Genomic DNA, 17845 nt, shown 5'->3' on the forward strand with positions numbered 1-17845 from the left:
TTTTTTATGGGTGGTATCGGAACGCTATTTTTTCTTTTTGTCTCGCTTTCTTCTTCTTCGAAACCACTTTGACTTTTTTGTTCTATCGGTTTTCTTTTTCTTTTTGTAATACCGGCTTTTTGTGCTGCGGGCGCATATCTTTAATGAAGCGCTCTTTGATCTCCTCATCGACATAACGCGCGACGCGATCCATCATCACTTGATCATGGGCTTCAACCAAAGAGATCGCATTGCCTTTTTTACCAGCACGAGCCGTACGGCCTATGCGGTGTAAGTACACATCCGCTGAGCGTGGCATATCAAAGTTGATCACGTGACTCACGTCTGGTAAGTCAATACCACGCGCCGCTACGTCAGTAGCCAATAGCACGTTGACAGTGCCTTCACGGAATCGCGTAATGGCGTTATTGCGACGATCTTGTGGCATTTCGCCTTGAATCCAAGCACAAGGAATTTGCGCTTTTTCTAGCTCTGTACGCAAATCAGCTAAGCGCTCACGAGTTTTGATAAACACGATAGAACGTTCGGCTTGCTCGGTGAGGATTTTCTTCAATAGCTCAACTTTGTGCACCATGGTATCGGCACGGTGATACCATTGGGTGATTTTTTTGCGTTCACGACGAGAAGGATCGGCATTGATTGTTGCCGGTTCTTTTAAGAGATCGGCAGTGAAACCTTCCACACCATGACCTTCCAGCGTTGCAGAGAAGAGCAAGGTCTGTTTACGCCAGCGACATTCCGCCGCGAGACGATCGACGATTGGGCCAAAGCCCATGTCCAGCATGCGGTCAGCTTCATCCAAAATAAGCCATTCAATCGCACGACAATCAAAACGCTCGCCTTCAATGTATTCCATCAAGCGACCAGGCGTTGCCACCACAATATCTTGCGTTTTGGCTAAGATGTCGGCGTGCTCTTGATATTGTACGCCGCCGGTGATGGTGACGATATTGAGACGAGTATTCTTCGCCAGTTCACGCGCTTGATCCGCCACTTGCATCGCCAGTTCACGAGTTGGGGTCAGAATCAAGACGCGTGCAGGGCCAGCTCGCTTGCGCGGAAAATCCAAAAGATATTGCAGCGCCGGTAAAACAAATGCAGCGGTTTTACCGGTTCCCGTTGGCGCAGAGGCAAGAATATCTCGACCATCTAGGGCTTGTGGGATCGCTTCAGCTTGAACTTGGGTGGGACGTTCAAAGCCCATATCTTCAATGGCCGCAATGATGCAAGGGTCAAGATCGAGGTCAGCAAAGGTTTTGATCACAGTGAGTACTCCACAAGCCGTTAGGCTTATTTGGCTATAAAATTAAGGTCGAACATTATAGGGGGATTGGTGATTAGGATCACATGTTATTTCTACATCTTGAGATAAAAATCTTGAGTTAGGGCGATAAAGGCTTCGCTATAACCGCTTGATGAGTGAATGACCAATGATGAATCAATCACAGCAGACGAGGCTAAACTTAGTTCAATCAATAGCCGATGAGCGGGTTTGTGTGCTACGGGTTGTACAGTGCAGCGCCGCTTAAGCTGCCAGCCGAGCGTGAGTGCTTGCTCGATAAATTGTTCCCCTTCATACACGGGCAAAATAAAACAAGCTTGCCCCTCATCGTTGAGGAGACTTTTTGCTCTGACTAATAAAGCGTGATGAGCAAGTTGATTGGTGTGCCTAGCAGTAGCTCGCTTGGGATCATGAGACAGTTCACCACTGTTGAAATAGGGTGGGTTACAAATAATTGCATCAAAGGACGGTGCAAAAGAGGTGTCTAAAATATCACCTTGTATAACGCGTATACGCTGTCCCCATAAAGAGGTATCACTGTTGTATTGGGCTGCTTCAAAAGCAAAGGCATCGATATCGATGGCCGTAATTTGTGCATCGCTAAAATGTTGCGCGCACATTAATGCCAATAACCCGGTACCTGTGCCAATATCGAGAATGGTTTTGGGATGGTGCGTGAAAGCCCACGCGCCTAATAGAACCCCATCGGTGCTGACAGGCATTCCCGCTTGTCCACCGTCAATGGAAAATTGTTTAAATTTGAAACGCTTATTTTTGGGCGTGTGACTTTTCATCATTATTTCAAAACATGGCTCTAATTAAGTGATAACCACTATTGTTATCTATTTGTTTGGATTATTGCTCTATTTGTTATGGATGTGTATAAGCAAATAATCAACATATCATTCTTGCTATTTTTTAACATTTAGAGTTTTAAACTGGTTTTTCACCAATATTATAAATTAATGTAGCGTTTTTTGCTTTGCCCTTGCGAAGTCTTGAGTGTTTCGTCATTATTCGCCCTTAATTTTTAGATTTAGATGCGGTTTAAACTGTATCAACAATGCACACACAACATTTATTAAATAATAATTAAGGGTTATCTGTGAAGCAGACGTTAAAACTAACAGATATTATCGCGGTCGGCTTTATGCTTTTCGCGTTTTTCTTGGGTGCTGGTAACATCATCTTTCCGCCAATCGCTGGCCAACTTGCTGGAGAGCATTTGCTGCCCGCTATGACTGGCTTCTTAATTACTGCGGTTGGTCTACCTCTAATGACCATCATTGCTATTGCCGTTGCTGGTGGCTCTTGGGATCATCTAACTAAAGATTTACCCAAACAGGCAGCGACAATGATAGCGGTGATGATTTTTATCATCATCGGCCCTGCTTTTGCAGCACCTCGCACTGGCCTTGTGGCGTATGAAATGGCAGTGAAACCGTTTTTCATTGATGCCCAACAATCGCACTTGACGCTCTTTTCTATTCTCTTTTTTGTTGTTGCGATGTTTTTTGCCTGGTCTCAAGGCAAACTCATCGATGTCATCGGTAAAGTGTTAACACCAGCGTTATTTATTGGTTTTCTTGTCCTCGCTGTGGCTGTTTTTCTTAATCCGCAAGGTGAGATGGTCGCTGCACAAGGTGAATACTTGACTCAGCCGTTGACGAAAGGTTTCCTTGAAGGTTACAACACCATGGATACGTTTGGTGCTCTGATGTTTGGGATGTTAATTGTTGATGCACTGCGCAGCAAAGGCATTACTGAGCGTGCGGCAACCACAAAGTATTTAATCAGCGCGGCGTGCATTGCGGCGGCTGGTTTGGCTTTTGTTTATATTTCACTATTTTATCTTGGCGCGACAAGCTCTGTAGTTGCTTTTGGCGCAGAAAATGGTGGCGTGGTGCTTAGCCAATATGTACAAGCGCTATTTGGCCCTTATGGACAGATTGTTCTCTCCACCATAGTCTTGCTGGCTTGCCTAACCACAGCGATTGGTTTGATTTCAGCATGCTCAGACTACTTTTGCACATTGACTCCAATTTCTTATAAATCTTGGGTGATCATTATTGGTGTTGCTTGCGCTATCGTGGCAAACGTTGGTTTATCAGAATTGATCGCTCTTTCTATCCCTGTGTTATTTGCACTGTATCCGGTTGCGATTGCCCTGATTGTGTTGACCTTTTTACGTGGGAAACTACCAAATCCTGCAGTGGCATACCGTGTGGTATTGTTGATTGCGTTTCTTTTTGCGTTGATCGATGCGGCAAAAGTGGCTGGCGTGGATGTGTCTGCGTTTAATATGCTGCCACTGTTTGAAGTCGGTATGGGGTGGTTACTCCCAACACTTGCGGCGATGATTTGCATGTTTTTTATCGCTACTAACGTGCAGCAAAGTGTGGCTAAAAACGCGGCATAATCGAGTTTTTATCCGTTAGTATCGAAGAGGCTGAGCATGATTGTTCGGCCTTTTTTTTAGTGCGTGCCAGCTTTTGTTTCAAGAGTTCAAACTAATTTTTCCTGTATCTTCATCACATTTTTAAGTAGAATTCTTCGGTTAAATTCTACTCATAAATGTTGAGCAAACATGTTTGAAATCAATCCTATTAAAAACCGTCTTCAGGATGTGTCAGAGCGCACAAATATCCTGAGGGGGTATCTTTGACTACGACGCTAAGAAAGAGCGTTTAGAAGAAGTGAATGTCGAACTCGAGCAACCTAATGTCTGGAACGAACCTGAGCGTGCACAAGCGCTAGGTAAAGAACGCGCTTCGCTCGAAGCCATTGTCGATACCATTGATCAGTTAGATCAAGGTGTGGATGATGTGGAAGGGCTACTGGAACTGGCTATTGAAGCCGAAGACCAAGAAACTTTCGATGAAATTGGTCCTGAACTGGATGAACTGGAAACTAAGCTTGAACAGCTTGAGTTTCGCCGTATGTTCTCTGGTGATCACGATTCTTCAGATTGCTATATTGATCTGCAGTCTGGTTCGGGCGGCACCGAGGCTCAAGACTGGACATCAATCCTGCTACGCATGTATTTACGTTGGGCAGAAGCGAAAGGCTTTAAGACTGAAGTGATTGAAGTGTCTGAAGGTGATGTTGCTGGTCTAAAAGGCGCAACAGTGCGCATTATCGGTGATTACGCTTATGGTTGGTTACGCACCGAAACTGGCGTACATCGCTTGGTTCGTAAATCGCCATTTGATTCGAGTGGCCGCCGGCATACCTCTTTTGCCTCTGCGTTTATCTATCCTGAGATTGATGAAAATATTGCTATCGACATCAACCCAGCCGATCTTCGTATCGATGTTTATCGCGCTTCGGGAGCGGGTGGTCAGCACGTTAACACCACCGAATCGGCGGTGCGTATTACGCATATTCCAACCAATACCGTTGTTCAATGCCAAAACGATCGTTCGCAGCATAAAAACAAAGACCAAGCGATGAAACAATTGCGTGCAAAACTGTTTGAACTTGAGTTACAAAAGCAGAATGCAGAAAAGCAAGCCAATGAAGATGCAAAATCTGACATTGGCTGGGGAAGCCAAATTCGATCTTATGTATTGGATGACTCCCGAATCAAAGACTTACGCACTGGCGTTGAGAACCGTAATACCCAAGCGGTATTAGATGGTGATTTAGACAAATTTATTGAAGCAAGCCTGAAATCAGGTCTTTAAGGCTTTTTTACCGACATATAAGGTACATGTAAAATGACTGATGCTGTTCAAAACGAAATGAATCAAGAGCAAATTGCGCAAGAAGAGAACAAACTCATCGCAGAGCGTCGCAGCAAGCTGGATCACATCCGTAAGAGCTGTAAAGCGAATGGCCACCCAAATGACTTTCGTCGTGACAGCCTTGCGGGCGATCTTCAACAGCAATTCGGTGAAAAGAGCAAAGAAGAGTTAGAAGCCTTAAACCATGTTGTGGCGATTGCGGGTCGTATCATGGCGAAACGTGGTCCTTTCCTTGTTATTCAAGAAACCTCTGGTCGTATTCAAGCTTATGCTTCAAAAGAGGTTCAAACTGAGCTGAAGGAAAAATACCAAGGACTCGACATTGGTGACATCATCGGCGTGAAAGGTGCGTTGCACAAATCTGGCAAAGGCGATCTCTACGTTAATATGGAAGAGTACGAATTGCTGACAAAGGCACTTCGTCCGTTACCAGAGAAGTTCCACGGTTTGACTGACCAAGAGATGCGCTACCGCCAACGTTATGTGGATTTGATTGTTAATGAAAGTTCACGTAATGCGTTCATTGTCCGCTCTAAAGTAATGACTGCAATTCGTAACTTCATGATCTCAAAACAGTTCATGGAAGTAGAAACGCCAATGATGCATGTGATCCCTGGCGGTGCTAGTGCGCGTCCATTCATCACTCATCACAATGCGCTCGACATGCCAATGTACTTGCGTATCGCACCTGAGCTTTACCTTAAGCGTCTAGTTGTGGGTGGCTTTGATCGCGTGTTTGAAATCAACCGTAACTTCCGTAACGAAGGTCTTTCTCCTCGCCATAACCCTGAATTTACCATGATGGAATTCTATATGGCGTACGCAGATTACAAAGATCTGATGGATTTTACTGAGGAGATATTGAGTTCAGTTGCACTTGAAGTTTTGGGGTCAACATCAATGCCTTATGGTGATGAAACGGTAGAATTTGGTGGTCAATATGCTCGCATGAGTATGTTTGAAGCCATCAAACACTACAACCCAGAGCACGCTCAAATCCAAGCGTTAACGGAACAGGATCTGCAAAACCGTGAGCTGATGGTATCTATCGCCAAATCGGTTCATGTAGACGTTGAACCTTTCTGGACTTGTGGCCAACTGCTTGAAGAGATCTTCGGTGAAACGGCTGAACCTAAGTTGATGCAACCGACCTTCATCACTGGATACCCTGCAGATATTTCACCATTGGCGCGTCGTAGCGATAACAACCCATTCTTCACCGACCGTTTTGAGTTCTTCATCGGTGGTCGTGAAGTCGCCAATGGCTTCTCTGAGCTTAATGATGCTCAAGATCAAGACGAGCGCTTCTTAGCGCAAGTGAATGCCAAAGATGCTGGCGACGATGAAGCCATGTTCTACGATGCTGATTATGTTGTTGCGTTAGAGCACGGTCTACCACCAACGGCGGGTCAAGGCATTGGTATTGATCGTTTGGTGATGTTACTCACCAACACCCATACGATTCGTGACGTTATCCTATTCCCTGCGATGCGCCCACAGCAGTAATTGCTACTTTCGTTCCGATAAACCGCCTAAATAGGCGGTTTTTTTTTGCATTAGTTTGAAAAATTTTGTTCACTAGCATGGGCTAACAGGCAACAATTTCGAAAGGATTATGAAATAGTTCCCTATATTAAATGGCAAAGCGCTTATTTGTTGTCTAGTCTTATTATCGAGACAGACTACAGCGCCAAGTCTCGTTAATGTAACAGCCGTTTAATGTGCCAAAAGTAGCACTGCATATAAATTTTAAGATAAGGAATAATAGATGGGCACTCAATTCCGAATGGATTCTGTCCCAGGTTCGCTTGTCGTCGTTGGTGGGACATACGAGCCTTGGTTATCTGTACTTGAACAGGTTGGTTGGCGTTGTACACAATGCGCAGATTTACGTAAAGCGGATGCCTTGTTTGCAGAAACAGGCCCATGCATTGGTATTGTTGATTTGAGCCATGATGAATTCAGCCTCAATGGCATTGCAAATTTGGTCAGCAACCATAAACAAGTACGTTGGTTAGCGTTCATTCGCGAATCACAGTTGAGCTCGGATACAATTTGCCAATTCATTGTTAACTTTTGTATCGACTTTTTTACGGCGCCGATTCCCGATGCGCAGCTACTGAGCACCATTGGACACCAACTTGGAATGCTTAAGTTAGAGAAAAAAGTATGGCCACATTATGGAGCAACAGGGGATATGGGTTTAATTGGTGAATCCACTCCCATGAAGCGCCTGCGTGATCAGATCAAGCGCATCGGCCCTACGGATGTCAGTATCCTCATTTATGGGGAAAATGGAACGGGCAAAGAGACGGTCGCTAGAGCGGTACACAAAACCTCATCTCGTGCACAAAAACCTTTTATTTCAGTGAATTGCCGAGCTTTATCGGAGAGCCGCTTTGAATGTGAGCTATTCGGTATTGGTTGTGAAGACTCATCTCAAACTTCATTATTGGAGCGGGCCGATGGCGGAACTATTTTACTCAAAGATATCCTCACGCTACCTAAAAGCCAACAAGCAAACCTATTACGCTTTTTGAAAGAAGGAACGATAGAGACTTCAATGGGTGTCAAAGAGGTGGACGTGCGCATTTTAGCTGCCAACTCTTCCGATATTGAAAAAGCGCTGATTGATGGCAATTTTAACGAAGAGCTGTACCACTACATTAACGTATTGCGTATTAATGTCCCGAGCTTAAAAGAGCGAGCTGGCGATATAGCATTATTAGCGCGTCACTTCTTGCAGGAATATTCTAAAGAGTTTAACGCGCAGGCGCGCAGTTTTACTGAAGAAGCGACACGCTCATTGACTCGTTATCACTGGCCGGGTAATGTTCGTGAGCTGATGAATCAGATCAAACGAGTGGTGCTGATGTCCGATTCAGTCATGTTGGATGAATTGCAACTCGACTTACCAAAACGCAGTGATGGTAAGCGCAGCCTAAAAAGCATTCGTGAGCGTTCAGAGCGAGATGCGCTATTACTGGTTCTAGAATCGAACTCAGGGCAAGTCTCAATGGCCGCCAAAGAGCTAGGTGTATCTAGAGCTACTATGTATCGCTTGCTTAATAAACATAACTTAATCACTGAAAATACCTATTAACTTGATGATTCTTCAAGTAAAAATGGCCACATTTAATCCATGTGGCCATTTTTTATAATCATATCTTTTGCGAATAAGTTATTCTCTAGCTGAATGTGTCACTTATTTGCTGTCATCGGCTTTCATTTTAGGTTAATGCATTGTTTTTTAATTGTTTGAAAATTAAGAGTTGAATAATCACCTCAGTTGCATAGAATTTAACCGTTAGCCGTGCTCACACACTCATTTCACTTTGGATTAACTATTTGCTTGGAGGCGCAACATGAATCATTTCGTTTTTGTTCATACTGTTCGCGTTTCTATCGATCTTACTGCGCCTAAATCGTCTCTTACTACAGACGCCTGTCGTATGTTTGATGATAAAAAAGGCACAGATTTTTAGTTAATCCGTAACCTTGAGATAGGCTGCGGAAAAATGGCAGCTTATCAAAGTGTTGATCCACCTTGTTTGCCCCCATTTTTCCAGCCGTCAACGTTTAGTTTACTACTGGAGAATACTCATGCGTCATTCAATTTATTTACAACTTGCTACTTTACTGGTCCGTGCTGATTTACGCCGTGAAGAGCGTCAATGGCAACGAAATGTTCGCCGTCATGCTTTTGAGCTGCCTTTTAATAGCCAACATTTGCTTAAAGATATTGGCTTAGAAAGTGATGGACGCGCTATTGGCGTTTCAGTCCCTGACTCAATTAAAGCTGAACGTCATATTCGTCATCTTCGCCGTGTGTTAAGTATGCGAATAACAACGTAAAACGAGGGGCTAGTGGCTTCGCTATCCCCGAAGATATCTATGGACAAGGGTTGGAGTAAGTCGTCCCAATCTCTTGAATTTTAAGAAGCAATTCATCACTGAGTACGACATCTAAACTATCGATATTTGTTTTCAACTGCTCTAGGTTTGTCGCGCCAATGATATTGGATGCGACAAACGGACGTTGATTGACAAACGCCAACGCCATCTGTGCTGGATCAAGGCCATACTGGTTAGCTAGCTCAACATAAGCGTGAGTGGCCTGCACACCTTGCGCCGTAAAATAGCGAGAAAAGCGTTCAAATAGGCTGCACCGAGCGCCGTCAGGTCTTGCGCCATTTAAATATTTACCACTCAGGCAACCAAACGCCAGTGGCGAGTAAGCCAGCAGTTGAACACCTTCGAAGTGGCTAATCTCAGATAAGCCAATTTCAAAGCTGCGATTCAGTAAATTATAAGGGTTTTGGATAGAGACAATTCTTGCTAGATCGTGTTTTTCTGCCAATTTTAGCAACGTCATCACACCCCACGGGGTATCATTTGATACACCGATGTAACGCACTTTTCCAGCCTTGACGAGATCATTAAGCGCTTCGAGCGTTTCGATTAAGGTGACTTCTTCTTGCTGATCAGGATAAGGGTAGTTAAGTTGGCCGAACATGTTCGTTTGGCGTTGAGGCCAATGTAATTGATACAAATCGACATAGTCTGTTTTTAAGCGTCTTAAACTATCATCAATCGCTAAATGAATGTTGCGTCTATCGAGTGACATCTTTTCGCGGATGTGAGGCACGTTACGCGGGCCTGCCACTTTAGTCGCTAACACCACTTTTTCACGTTTACCTGATTTTTCTAACCAGTTGCCAATATAGCTTTCGGTCAGACCTTGGGTTTTACCGTTGGGGGGAACTGGGTACATTTCCGCAGTATCGATGAAATTCACACCTTGGTCTAAGGCGTAATCGAGCTGCTCAAAGGCTTGTTGTTGGCTATTTTGTTCACCAAAAGTCATGGTACCTAAGCAGATCTTGCTCACTTCCAGTGTGGAATGAGGCAGTTTGGTGTATTGCATATTCCTTCCTTGATGCTCTCGCTGGTGGAGTGTGTGACGTTTTTACTATAAGCGAAGATGGCAGTGAAACGGAAACGAATTGTGCAGTGAAAGATCAAACGGTTACGTTTTTTCATAAGCAATAACGAGCACTTTTAAATAAAGTGCTGCTCAAGAATGCTCGCGGTAAATTGAGTTCGAAGATAAAAGCCTCGTGGCAGGGTTTTGATAGGTTTGCCATTAGCACCGTAGGCTTCGGTTAATGCTCGCCCGTTTGCCGCTTTTGGCCTGAGCTGTAATACTTCACCGTGCTTAGCGGTGATCTGCTCAACTTTGCCAAGAACGATGAACTCCATCAGTTCTTCCCAATCATTTTTTAGCTGCTGTTCTTGTGCAGGTGAAGGGCTCCATAGCAATGGCGAGCCGACATGGCGCTGGGCTAGGGGGATCTCTCGCTCACCCTCTATTGGGATCCACAGTACCCGAGAGAGTTTATTTCGCACGTGGCTTTGCTCCCATGTTAAACCATGGACACCGGTGAGTGGGGCTACACACACAAAGGTTGTTTCGAGTGGTTTTCCTGTGTAACTGATTGGAATACTTTTGAGCTCGATACCTAATTGCTCGAAATCTTGCTGAGGTTTGCTGCCTGCCGTTGCACCCAAATGCCACTCTAATAGCTGACCGACCCATCCTTTATCTTTTTTTAAGTCAGGGGGCACGGCCATCTTGGCTTCTTCGGCCAGTTGACTAAAGCTTAAGCCTGCAATGTCTTGGGCTCTAAGCATTAATTCATGTTCAGTTTTAGGTGCAGGTTTCATGATACTTTGAATGATAAAAACGCGATTGTAGCAAATTCTTATACACAATGTGTGTCGTTTCTTTTGCTTAAAAGATCATCGCAATCCGAGTTATCCACAAGTTGATCGGAAAAATATTCCATTTTTTGTTTATCTGTATGCATTTACAGGATTTTGCTTGAGAGAGTGGGCCTCTTAATCAGCAAATCTTATTTCCACCAGAGTAGGGGTGTGGATAACGAGCAAATTGGTGGATCTTTGAGCATGTTATTGGCTGGTTGATTTTTTGTTAATAGCAACGTAATTCAAAAAATGGAAATTTCAATTAATTCATTGTTTTTAATCTATTTATTTCATTATTATCTTTTTTGTATTGGTTGGTATTCTTTTGCTTTTTGGGGAAGTAAGTCGCTATCTAGAGATTCTTCACATAGTTACTCACAGAAAAGGTGAATAAATGTGGCTGGTGTCGCATTATTTTGTTGATAACTTTAAATTTGATGAAAAGTTATCCAATTAATGATTAGGAACACATAAATCTCGTGTTAATCACACTAGTAAGTTTGCTCCTATTGGGGATATGTGGAAAAATCAAAGCAATTAAGATTTTACTAGAGGTTGGCCAGTGATCGATGGCGATGGTTACCGACTCAATGTTGGTATTGTGATTTGTAACAACCATGGTCAGGTATTCTGGGCGAAACGATACGGACAACACTCTTGGCAGTTTCCACAAGGTGGAATTGACGACGATGAAACTCCTGAACAAGCAATGTTCAGAGAGCTTTACGAAGAGGTTGGGCTTACAAAGAAAGATGTGAAAATCATAGCGACAAGCCGCCATTGGTTAAGATATAAATTACCAAAACGGCTCGTTCGTTGGGATTCTCAACCCGTCTGTATTGGGCAAAAACAGAAATGGTTTCTTCTGCGCTTAGAGTGTGATGAATCAAGAATCAACATGCAGCGCGGCAGTACCCCTGAATTTGATGGTTGGCGTTGGGTCAGTTATTGGTATCCAGTGAGACAAGTAGTCTCTTTCAAGCGAGATGTTTATCGTCGCGCGATGAAAGAGTTTGCATCATTCGCGATGCCATTTAAAGAACGTAATAACAAAGGTAAGCGCAAAAATAAAAGAGGATAGACATGCTCTCTCAGCTAAGGGAAATAGTTGAACAAGTATCCAAGGTAGAAGATGTACACCAAGCCTTGGATATTTTGGTTAAGCAAACGTGCAATGCGATGAGTACCGAGTGTTGCACTGTCTATCTTGCTAACGAAGAAAAACATCGTCTAGAACTGATGGCAACGCAAGGCTTAAAGTTCAAAGGCGACAAAATCCACATCGGTTTTGACGAAGGTTTAGTGGGCTTAGTGAAACGTTCAGCTGAGCCAATCAACATTGCTGAAGCGTCGAAACATCCTAATTTCAAATACTTCAAACAGCTTGGTGAAGAGGTGTATCAAAGCTTTCTTGGTACACCGATTATTCATCGCAAGCGAGTATTGGGTGTCTTGGTCGTGCAGCAAAAAACACCTCGCTTATTTAGTGAGATGGAAGAGTCTTTTATTGTCACTCTGGCGGCGCAAGTGGCCGTGATTATTGCTCATGCTCAAACACAAGGGCAGTGGCTGCTTTCGAAAAAACAGTTATCCACCAGTGGCATTGCGGCATCATCTGGCATAGCGATTGGTGAGTTTTGGTGGGATGACACCCAGCCTCAACTGTCTGATGTTTACCCCGCCTCAACGCTCGATATTGAACGAGAACAAGAGTGGCTAGTGCTGGCGGTAGAAAGCGCCTTGAACGATTTTCGTCGTTTAAGAAAAAAACTCGATAGTGATATTAATAAAGATGCGTTAGCCATCTTCGATCTCTTTACTCACCTACTCAATGATCCGATTCTACGCAACGATCTGAAAAGCCAGATCCAAAAAGGCGATCGTGCAGATTGGGCATTACGGCAGGTTGTGGAGAGTTATTCCAACCGTTTTGCGAAGATGTCAGATGTTTACTTACGTGAGCGTGCACAGGATATTCGTGAGCTAGGTCAGCGACTGCTATTTTTTTTGCACAACACTGAGCATGATCAGCAGCAACTTGATAAACCGATCATTTTGGTGGTGCGCGAACTTACCGCTTCGATTCTCGCCGCTATTCCTAAAGATAAATTACTGGCGGTGGTCTCTTTAGAAGGGGCTGCCAATTCCCACGCAGCAATATTGTCACGGGCGTTGGGCATTCCCGCAGTGATGGGGATTTCACTTAATCTCAAGGAGATCAACGGTAAAAAGGGCATTGTCGATGGTTATAGCGGCAAGGTTTTTATCTCACCAAATAGACAAATTCTGGCGGAATATCGCGCTTTAGCTTATGAAGAAAGCGAACTTTCTCAAATGGTTAATGAAACCATTGCAGAAGCTCCTTTTACGCAAGATGGCACACGTATTGAAGTGATGATCAATGCTGGGTTAAGTGCGGATACTAACATCGCAATTAACCAAGGGGTTGATGGTGTCGGGCTGTATCGAACCGAAATTTCCTTTTTGCTGCAACATCGCTTTCCATCAGAAGAAGAACAAGTGCAGCAATATCGCAGCGTTTTGAACGCTTATCCTGATAAACGGGTGGTGATGAGAACGTTAGACATTGGTGGCGATAAAGCACTGCCTTATCTACCTATTGAAGAAGACAACCCCTTTCTTGGCTGGCGAGGCATTCGTTTTACGCTCGATCATCCTGATATTTTTTTGATTCAACTGCGGGCGATGATGCGCGCCAGCGGCGATAACCAAAATCTCAGTATTTTATTGCCAATGATTTCTGGTGTTAAGGAGTTGGATGATGCGGTGCTATTGATAGAGCAAGCTTATCGGGAAGTCTCTAAATTAGACGAGCGGATTACCAGGCCCAAGATTGGCATAATGATTGAAGTTCCATCGATGATTTATCTTCTACCATTGATTGCGAGCAAAGTGGACTTTGTTTCGGTTGGAACCAACGATTTAACCCAATATTTGTTGGCCGTTGATCGGAACAATGCACATGTTGCTGATGTCTATGACTCCATGCATCCAGCGGTGGTGATGGCGCTTAAACAGATTTTAGAGACTTGCCAGTCTCATCGTATACCTGTTTGTGTGTGTGGTGAGTTGGCCGGGGACCCTATCGGTTCACTGTTATTAATTGGTTTGGGTTATCGCATGCTAAGTATGAATACCTCCAACGTAGCCAAGGTCAAATATTTGGTGAGGCACTCTCAATTAGGGCAGTTACGGCAACTTGCTGACAAAGCGTTGATGCAAGCTTACGGCAACGACATTTATAATATGATGCACTCATACTTTGAAGATAAAGGCTTTGCTGGCTTTATCCGCGCAGGCAAAAAATAGGAACTAATGTGAATTTTGAGTTGATGGTGTTGCTGGTGTTATTGGGCTCAGTCGTTGGTTTTATGGCTGGTTTACTGGGCATTGGTGGTGGTTTAATTGTGGTTCCAGCACTACTATTTTTGCTTCCCAAAGCGGGTATTTCACCCGAGCTGAGTATGCATTTAGCGTTAGCGACATCGCTAGCGACCATCATTGTTACTTCGGCGTCTTCGGCATTAAATCACCTTAAATTAGGCAATGTGGATATGTTTGTCATCCAATGGCTCATGCCAGGTGTTATCGTCGGTGGGTTTGTTGGCTCAATGATTGCAGACGTGATCCCGACTCAATATCTACCGAAAGTATTTGGCGTGATTGTTTTTTGCTTGGCGATTCAAATGTTTTTATCGATAAAAGCGCAAATGCAAAGATCGATGCCAGGTGCGTGGGTGACCATGCTATGTGGCAGTGGTATTGGTATTGTCTCTAGTTTAGCGGGAATTGGTGGCGGTTCGCTCTCCGTTCCTTTTTTGAATCGTCATGGCGTTGAAATGCGTAAAGCCGTCGGTTCTTCTTCTGTCTGTGGCTGTGTGATCGCAATCTCTGGCATGATTGGTTTTATTTTGCACGGCTATCAAGTGGAGAATTTACCACCTTACAGCATTGGCTATGTCTATTTACCTGCGTTGGTCGCCATTGCTTCGACCTCTATTCTCACTACTCGATTAGGAGCTCGTTACGCGACTCATTTACCAACGGCGGTACTGAAAAAAATATTCTCCGTTTTTCTGATGGTTATAGCGGCAACTATGCTGTTTTAATCACTTATTATCTCCACCTCATTTTTAGTAAGAGAACACGTTTATGTCTCAGGGTTTTATGCAGTTCCCAAATATTGATCCCGTGCTGATTGCGATTGGTCCTATATCCATTCGCTGGTACGGCTTAATGTATTTAGTTGGTTTTGTTTTTGCGATGTGGCTTGCCAATCGCAGAGCGGACAAGCCCAACAGTGGCTGGAGTCGTGAGCAAGTCTCAGATCTTCTGTTTGCTGGATTTTTAGGGGTGGTCATTGGTGGCCGTGTCGGTTATGTGTTGTTTTATAATTTTGATCTGTTTCTCCAAGACCCGCTCTATCTCTTTAAAGTGTGGACAGGCGGGATGTCTTTCCATGGTGGTCTACTTGGCGTGATCAGCGCAATGTTTTGGTATGCACGGAAAAATAGCCGACCCTTTTTTGGTGTAGCGGACTTTGTAGCTCCTTTGGTTCCATTTGGTTTAGGCATGGGACGATTAGGCAACTTCATGAACAGTGAATTATGGGGACGAGTAACCGATGTTCCATGGGCGATCATTTTTCCAAACGGCGGGCCTTTGCCTCGCCATCCATCACAGCTTTATGAGTTTTTCTTAGAAGGGATTGTGCTGTTTATTATATTGAACCTGTTTATCCGCAAAAATCGGCCAATTGGTTCAGTCTCAGGGCTATTTTTGATAGGCTACGGGACATTCCGTTTCCTTGTCGAATATGTTCGTGAACCTGATGCACAATTAGGATTGTTTGCTGGATATATCTCCATGGGGCAAATCCTGTCGTTACCGATGATCATCGTTGGTGCATTGATGATGGTATGGGCGTACAAGGTTAACCATAAAGTGACTCAATAGTGTTAAGGATAGTTTGTGAAACAGTATCTTGAACTTTGTCAGCGAATTGTTGATGAGGGCGTTTGGATCGAAAATGAACGTACCGCCAAACGCTGCCTAACGGTAGTTAACGCCGATCTCAGCTATGATGTAGGTCAAAATCAATTCCCGTTGGTGACGACGCGTAAAAGCTTCTGGAAAGCCGCAGTTGCTGAGCTACTTGGTTATATTCGTGGCTACGATAATGCAGCCGATTTTCGCGCTTTAGGAACCAAAACGTGGGATGCGAATGCAAATTTAAATGCAGCTTGGCTTAACAATCCATACCGCAAAGGTGAAGATGATATGGGCCGCGTGTATGGAGTTCAAGGACGTGCGTGGGCCAAGGCGGATGGTGGGCAGATTGATCAACTGCGTAAGATTGTTGATGATCTTTCACGTGGCGTTGATGATAGAGGCGAAATCCTAAACTTTTACAACCCAGGTGAGTTTCATATGGGCTGCTTGCGCCCCTGCATGTACAGTCATCACTTTTCGTTGTTGGGCGATACTTTGTATCTCAATAGTACGCAACGCTCGTGTGATGTCCCGCTTGGCTTGAATTTTAATATGGTTCAGGTCTACGTGTTCCTCGCAATTATGGCGCAAATTACCGGCAAAAAAGCGGGCGTGGCCTACCATAAGATCGTCAATGCGCATATCTATGAAGACCAACTGGCGTTGATGAAAGATGTACAACTTAAGCGTGAACCGCTCCCTATGGCGAAGTTTCATATCAACCCGAAAATTAAAACGCTAGAAGATCTTGAAACGTGGGTTACCTTGGATGATTTCTGGATTGAAGGCTACCAATGCCATGATGCGATTCAGTACCCGTTTTCGGTTTAGTTGCCCTCTCGCATTATTAAAAAGTACTGTTTTCTAGTTGTAAAAAATCCCCGAAGCGTTGCTCGGGGATTTTTTTTGATCTGGCGTGTGGTTGGTTCGTTACTTAAGCTGTCAGTGCCAGTATACCGCCAGGCATAATGATAAAGACCGATAGTAAATAACCCGCAACGATCGCTTTATTCTTTGTTGCCATCTCAGCAATCATTTCTGCGCCTTTAATTGGCAGTTCGCGTAAAAATGGAACCCCATAGATTAGTAGCGTAGCGAGTAAATTAAACGTTAAGTGAACTAAGGCAATTTGCAAGGCAAAAACCGCAAATTCTCCAGAAACCGCAGTAGCAGCGAGTAGGGCGGTAATACAAGTACCAATATTGGCACCTAGAGTGAATGGGTAAATATCGCGTACTTTTAAGACTCCAGATCCGACAAGTGGAACCATTAGGCTAGTCGTCGTTGAGGAAGATTGGACTAATATCGTCACAATGGATCCTGAAGCAATACCGTGCAATGGTCCACGACCAATTGCATTTTTGAGTAACTCCTTCGCACGGCCGACCATCAAACTTTTCATTAGTTTTCCCATGGCTGTTATCGCGATAAATATGGTAAATATTCCAAGTGAAATCAGAGCGATACCACCAATGGTGTCTCCAAAAATAGAGAGCTGAGATTTTAATCCACTGACAACAGGTTTTGTGAGAGGTCCGATAAAATCAAGCCCTTTCATGCTCATGTCACCAGTAGAAAGCAGCGGTGAAACAAGCCAATGAGAAATTTTCTCTAAAATACCAAACATCATCTCTAATGGTAAGAAAATCACAACCGCTAACAGATTAAAGAAGTCGTGAATCGTTGCACTTGCAAAAGCGCGTTTAAATTCGACTTGGCAGCGAACGTGGCCTAGGCTAACGAGGGTATTCGTTACTGTGGTGCCGATATTCGCGCCCATCACCATTGGGATTGCCATTTCAACAGGTAAGCCGCCAGCAACTAAGCCAACAATAATCGATGTAACCGTGCTTGAAGATTGAATTAATGCTGTGGCGACTAGCCCTATCATTAATCCTGCTATCGGGTGTGAGGCAAATTCAAACAGTACTTTAGCCTGATCACCTGTCGCCCATTTGAATCCACTACCTACCATTGCTACTGCAAGTAGCAGTAAGTAAAGCATGAATGCCAAGTTCGCCCAACGCAGCCAACG

At 44.1% G+C, this 17845-nt stretch carries 14 protein-coding genes and 1 pseudogene; 10 read left to right on the top strand and 5 right to left on the bottom strand.

Going from position 1 to position 17845, the window contains the following annotated elements; genetic code table 11:
• Window positions 1-24 precede the first annotated feature (24 nt).
• Both srmB and VOR_RS0107680 read right to left on the bottom strand, forming a co-directional pair.
• Window positions 25-1264 (bottom strand): annotated as a pseudogene (gene srmB, locus VOR_RS17765) (ATP-dependent RNA helicase SrmB).
• Between the two features lie 92 nt (window positions 1265-1356).
• Window positions 1357-2079: a tRNA1(Val) (adenine(37)-N6)-methyltransferase gene (locus tag VOR_RS0107680; protein WP_029626988.1), complete on the bottom strand. Its 723-nt coding sequence runs from the start codon at window positions 2077-2079 to the stop codon at window positions 1357-1359.
• Between the two features lie 308 nt (window positions 2080-2387).
• Between VOR_RS0107680 and brnQ the strand changes: the two genes are divergently transcribed.
• The 5 genes from brnQ (at window position 2388) to VOR_RS0107705 (ending at window position 8883) form a co-directional block, all read left to right on the top strand.
• Window positions 2388-3701 carry a branched-chain amino acid transport system II carrier protein gene (gene brnQ / locus VOR_RS0107685; RefSeq protein WP_010319126.1) on the top strand — a complete coding sequence of 438 codons (1314 nt, stop codon included), beginning with the start codon at window positions 2388-2390 and terminating at the stop codon, window positions 3699-3701.
• Between the two features lie 168 nt (window positions 3702-3869).
• A protein-coding gene (gene prfB, locus VOR_RS0107690) for a peptide chain release factor 2 (RefSeq protein ID WP_155815350.1) occupies window positions 3870-4968 on the top strand; the annotation gives its coding sequence in 2 pieces (ribosomal slippage) (window positions 3870-3944 and window positions 3946-4968; 1098 coding nt in all).
• Between the two features lie 33 nt (window positions 4969-5001).
• Window positions 5002-6534 carry a lysine--tRNA ligase gene (lysS, locus tag VOR_RS0107695; RefSeq protein WP_010319128.1) on the top strand — a complete coding sequence of 511 codons (1533 nt, stop codon included), beginning with the start codon at window positions 5002-5004 and terminating at the stop codon, window positions 6532-6534.
• A gap of 262 nt (window positions 6535-6796) precedes the next feature.
• Window positions 6797-8131 carry a cyclic-di-GMP-binding transcriptional regulator VpsR gene (gene vpsR / locus VOR_RS0107700; protein WP_010319129.1) on the top strand — a complete coding sequence of 445 codons (1335 nt, stop codon included), beginning with the start codon at window positions 6797-6799 and terminating at the stop codon, window positions 8129-8131.
• Window positions 8132-8631: 500 nt separating this feature from the next.
• Window positions 8632-8883, top strand: coding sequence for a hypothetical protein (locus tag VOR_RS0107705; protein ID WP_010319130.1), 252 nt, complete (start codon window positions 8632-8634; stop codon window positions 8881-8883).
• Window positions 8884-8920: 37 nt separating this feature from the next.
• Here the strand turns inward: VOR_RS0107705 and VOR_RS0107710 are convergent, their stop codons facing one another.
• The gene (locus VOR_RS0107710; protein WP_010319131.1) at window positions 8921-9955 is read right to left on the bottom strand and encodes an NADP(H)-dependent aldo-keto reductase; all 1035 of its coding nucleotides are present in this window, start codon (window positions 9953-9955) and stop codon (window positions 8921-8923) included.
• A gap of 134 nt (window positions 9956-10089) precedes the next feature.
• Window positions 10090-10755: a DNA mismatch repair endonuclease MutH gene (mutH, locus tag VOR_RS0107715; RefSeq protein ID WP_010319132.1), complete on the bottom strand. Its 666-nt coding sequence runs from the start codon at window positions 10753-10755 to the stop codon at window positions 10090-10092.
• A gap of 604 nt (window positions 10756-11359) precedes the next feature.
• On the opposite strand from mutH, the gene rppH reads away from it, so the two are divergent.
• From rppH to VOR_RS0107740, 5 genes are read left to right on the top strand one after another with little or no spacing between them, the layout of a single operon-like run.
• The gene (gene rppH, locus VOR_RS0107720) at window positions 11360-11878 is read left to right on the top strand and encodes an RNA pyrophosphohydrolase (RefSeq protein ID WP_010319133.1); all 519 of its coding nucleotides are present in this window, start codon (window positions 11360-11362) and stop codon (window positions 11876-11878) included.
• 2 nt (window positions 11879-11880) lie between these two features.
• The gene (ptsP, locus tag VOR_RS0107725) at window positions 11881-14127 is read left to right on the top strand and encodes a phosphoenolpyruvate--protein phosphotransferase (RefSeq protein WP_010319134.1); all 2247 of its coding nucleotides are present in this window, start codon (window positions 11881-11883) and stop codon (window positions 14125-14127) included.
• An 8-nt stretch (window positions 14128-14135) separates the two neighbouring features.
• Window positions 14136-14927: a sulfite exporter TauE/SafE family protein gene (locus tag VOR_RS0107730; RefSeq protein ID WP_010319135.1), complete on the top strand. Its 792-nt coding sequence runs from the start codon at window positions 14136-14138 to the stop codon at window positions 14925-14927.
• 43 nt (window positions 14928-14970) lie between these two features.
• Window positions 14971-15774 (top strand): prolipoprotein diacylglyceryl transferase, encoded by an 804-nt coding sequence (gene lgt, locus VOR_RS0107735; RefSeq protein WP_010319136.1) that lies wholly within the window; start codon window positions 14971-14973, stop codon window positions 15772-15774.
• A gap of 15 nt (window positions 15775-15789) precedes the next feature.
• Window positions 15790-16641, top strand: a complete 852-nt coding sequence (locus VOR_RS0107740; RefSeq protein ID WP_010319137.1) for a thymidylate synthase — start codon at window positions 15790-15792, stop codon at window positions 16639-16641.
• A gap of 103 nt (window positions 16642-16744) precedes the next feature.
• Here VOR_RS0107740 and VOR_RS16895 read toward each other — a convergent pair whose 3' ends face one another.
• The gene (locus VOR_RS16895; protein ID WP_286118384.1) at window positions 16745-17839 is read right to left on the bottom strand and encodes a Na/Pi symporter; all 1095 of its coding nucleotides are present in this window, start codon (window positions 17837-17839) and stop codon (window positions 16745-16747) included.
• Window positions 17840-17845 lie beyond the last annotated feature (6 nt).

The sequence above is a fragment of the Vibrio ordalii ATCC 33509 genome (genome assembly GCA_000257205.1).
Taxonomy (GTDB): domain Bacteria; phylum Pseudomonadota; class Gammaproteobacteria; order Enterobacterales; family Vibrionaceae; genus Vibrio; species Vibrio ordalii.

What these genes read in the sequence shown, in the direction of transcription:
- mutH (WP_010319132.1), bottom strand. Translation starts at nt 10,755, where the DNA reads ATGAAACCTGCACCTAAAACTGAACATGAATTAATGCTTAGAGCCCAA.
- ptsP (WP_010319134.1), top strand. Translation starts at nt 11,881, where the DNA reads ATGCTCTCTCAGCTAAGGGAAATAGTTGAACAAGTATCCAAGGTAGAA.
- lysS (WP_010319128.1), top strand. Translation starts at nt 5,002, where the DNA reads ATGACTGATGCTGTTCAAAACGAAATGAATCAAGAGCAAATTGCGCAA.
- VOR_RS0107705 (WP_010319130.1), top strand. Translation starts at nt 8,632, where the DNA reads ATGCGTCATTCAATTTATTTACAACTTGCTACTTTACTGGTCCGTGCT.
- lgt (WP_010319136.1), top strand. Translation starts at nt 14,971, where the DNA reads ATGTCTCAGGGTTTTATGCAGTTCCCAAATATTGATCCCGTGCTGATT.
- VOR_RS0107710 (WP_010319131.1), bottom strand. Translation starts at nt 9,955, where the DNA reads ATGCAATACACCAAACTGCCTCATTCCACACTGGAAGTGAGCAAGATC.
- VOR_RS0107680 (WP_029626988.1), bottom strand. Translation starts at nt 2,079, where the DNA reads ATGATGAAAAGTCACACGCCCAAAAATAAGCGTTTCAAATTTAAACAA.
- vpsR (WP_010319129.1), top strand. Translation starts at nt 6,797, where the DNA reads ATGGGCACTCAATTCCGAATGGATTCTGTCCCAGGTTCGCTTGTCGTC.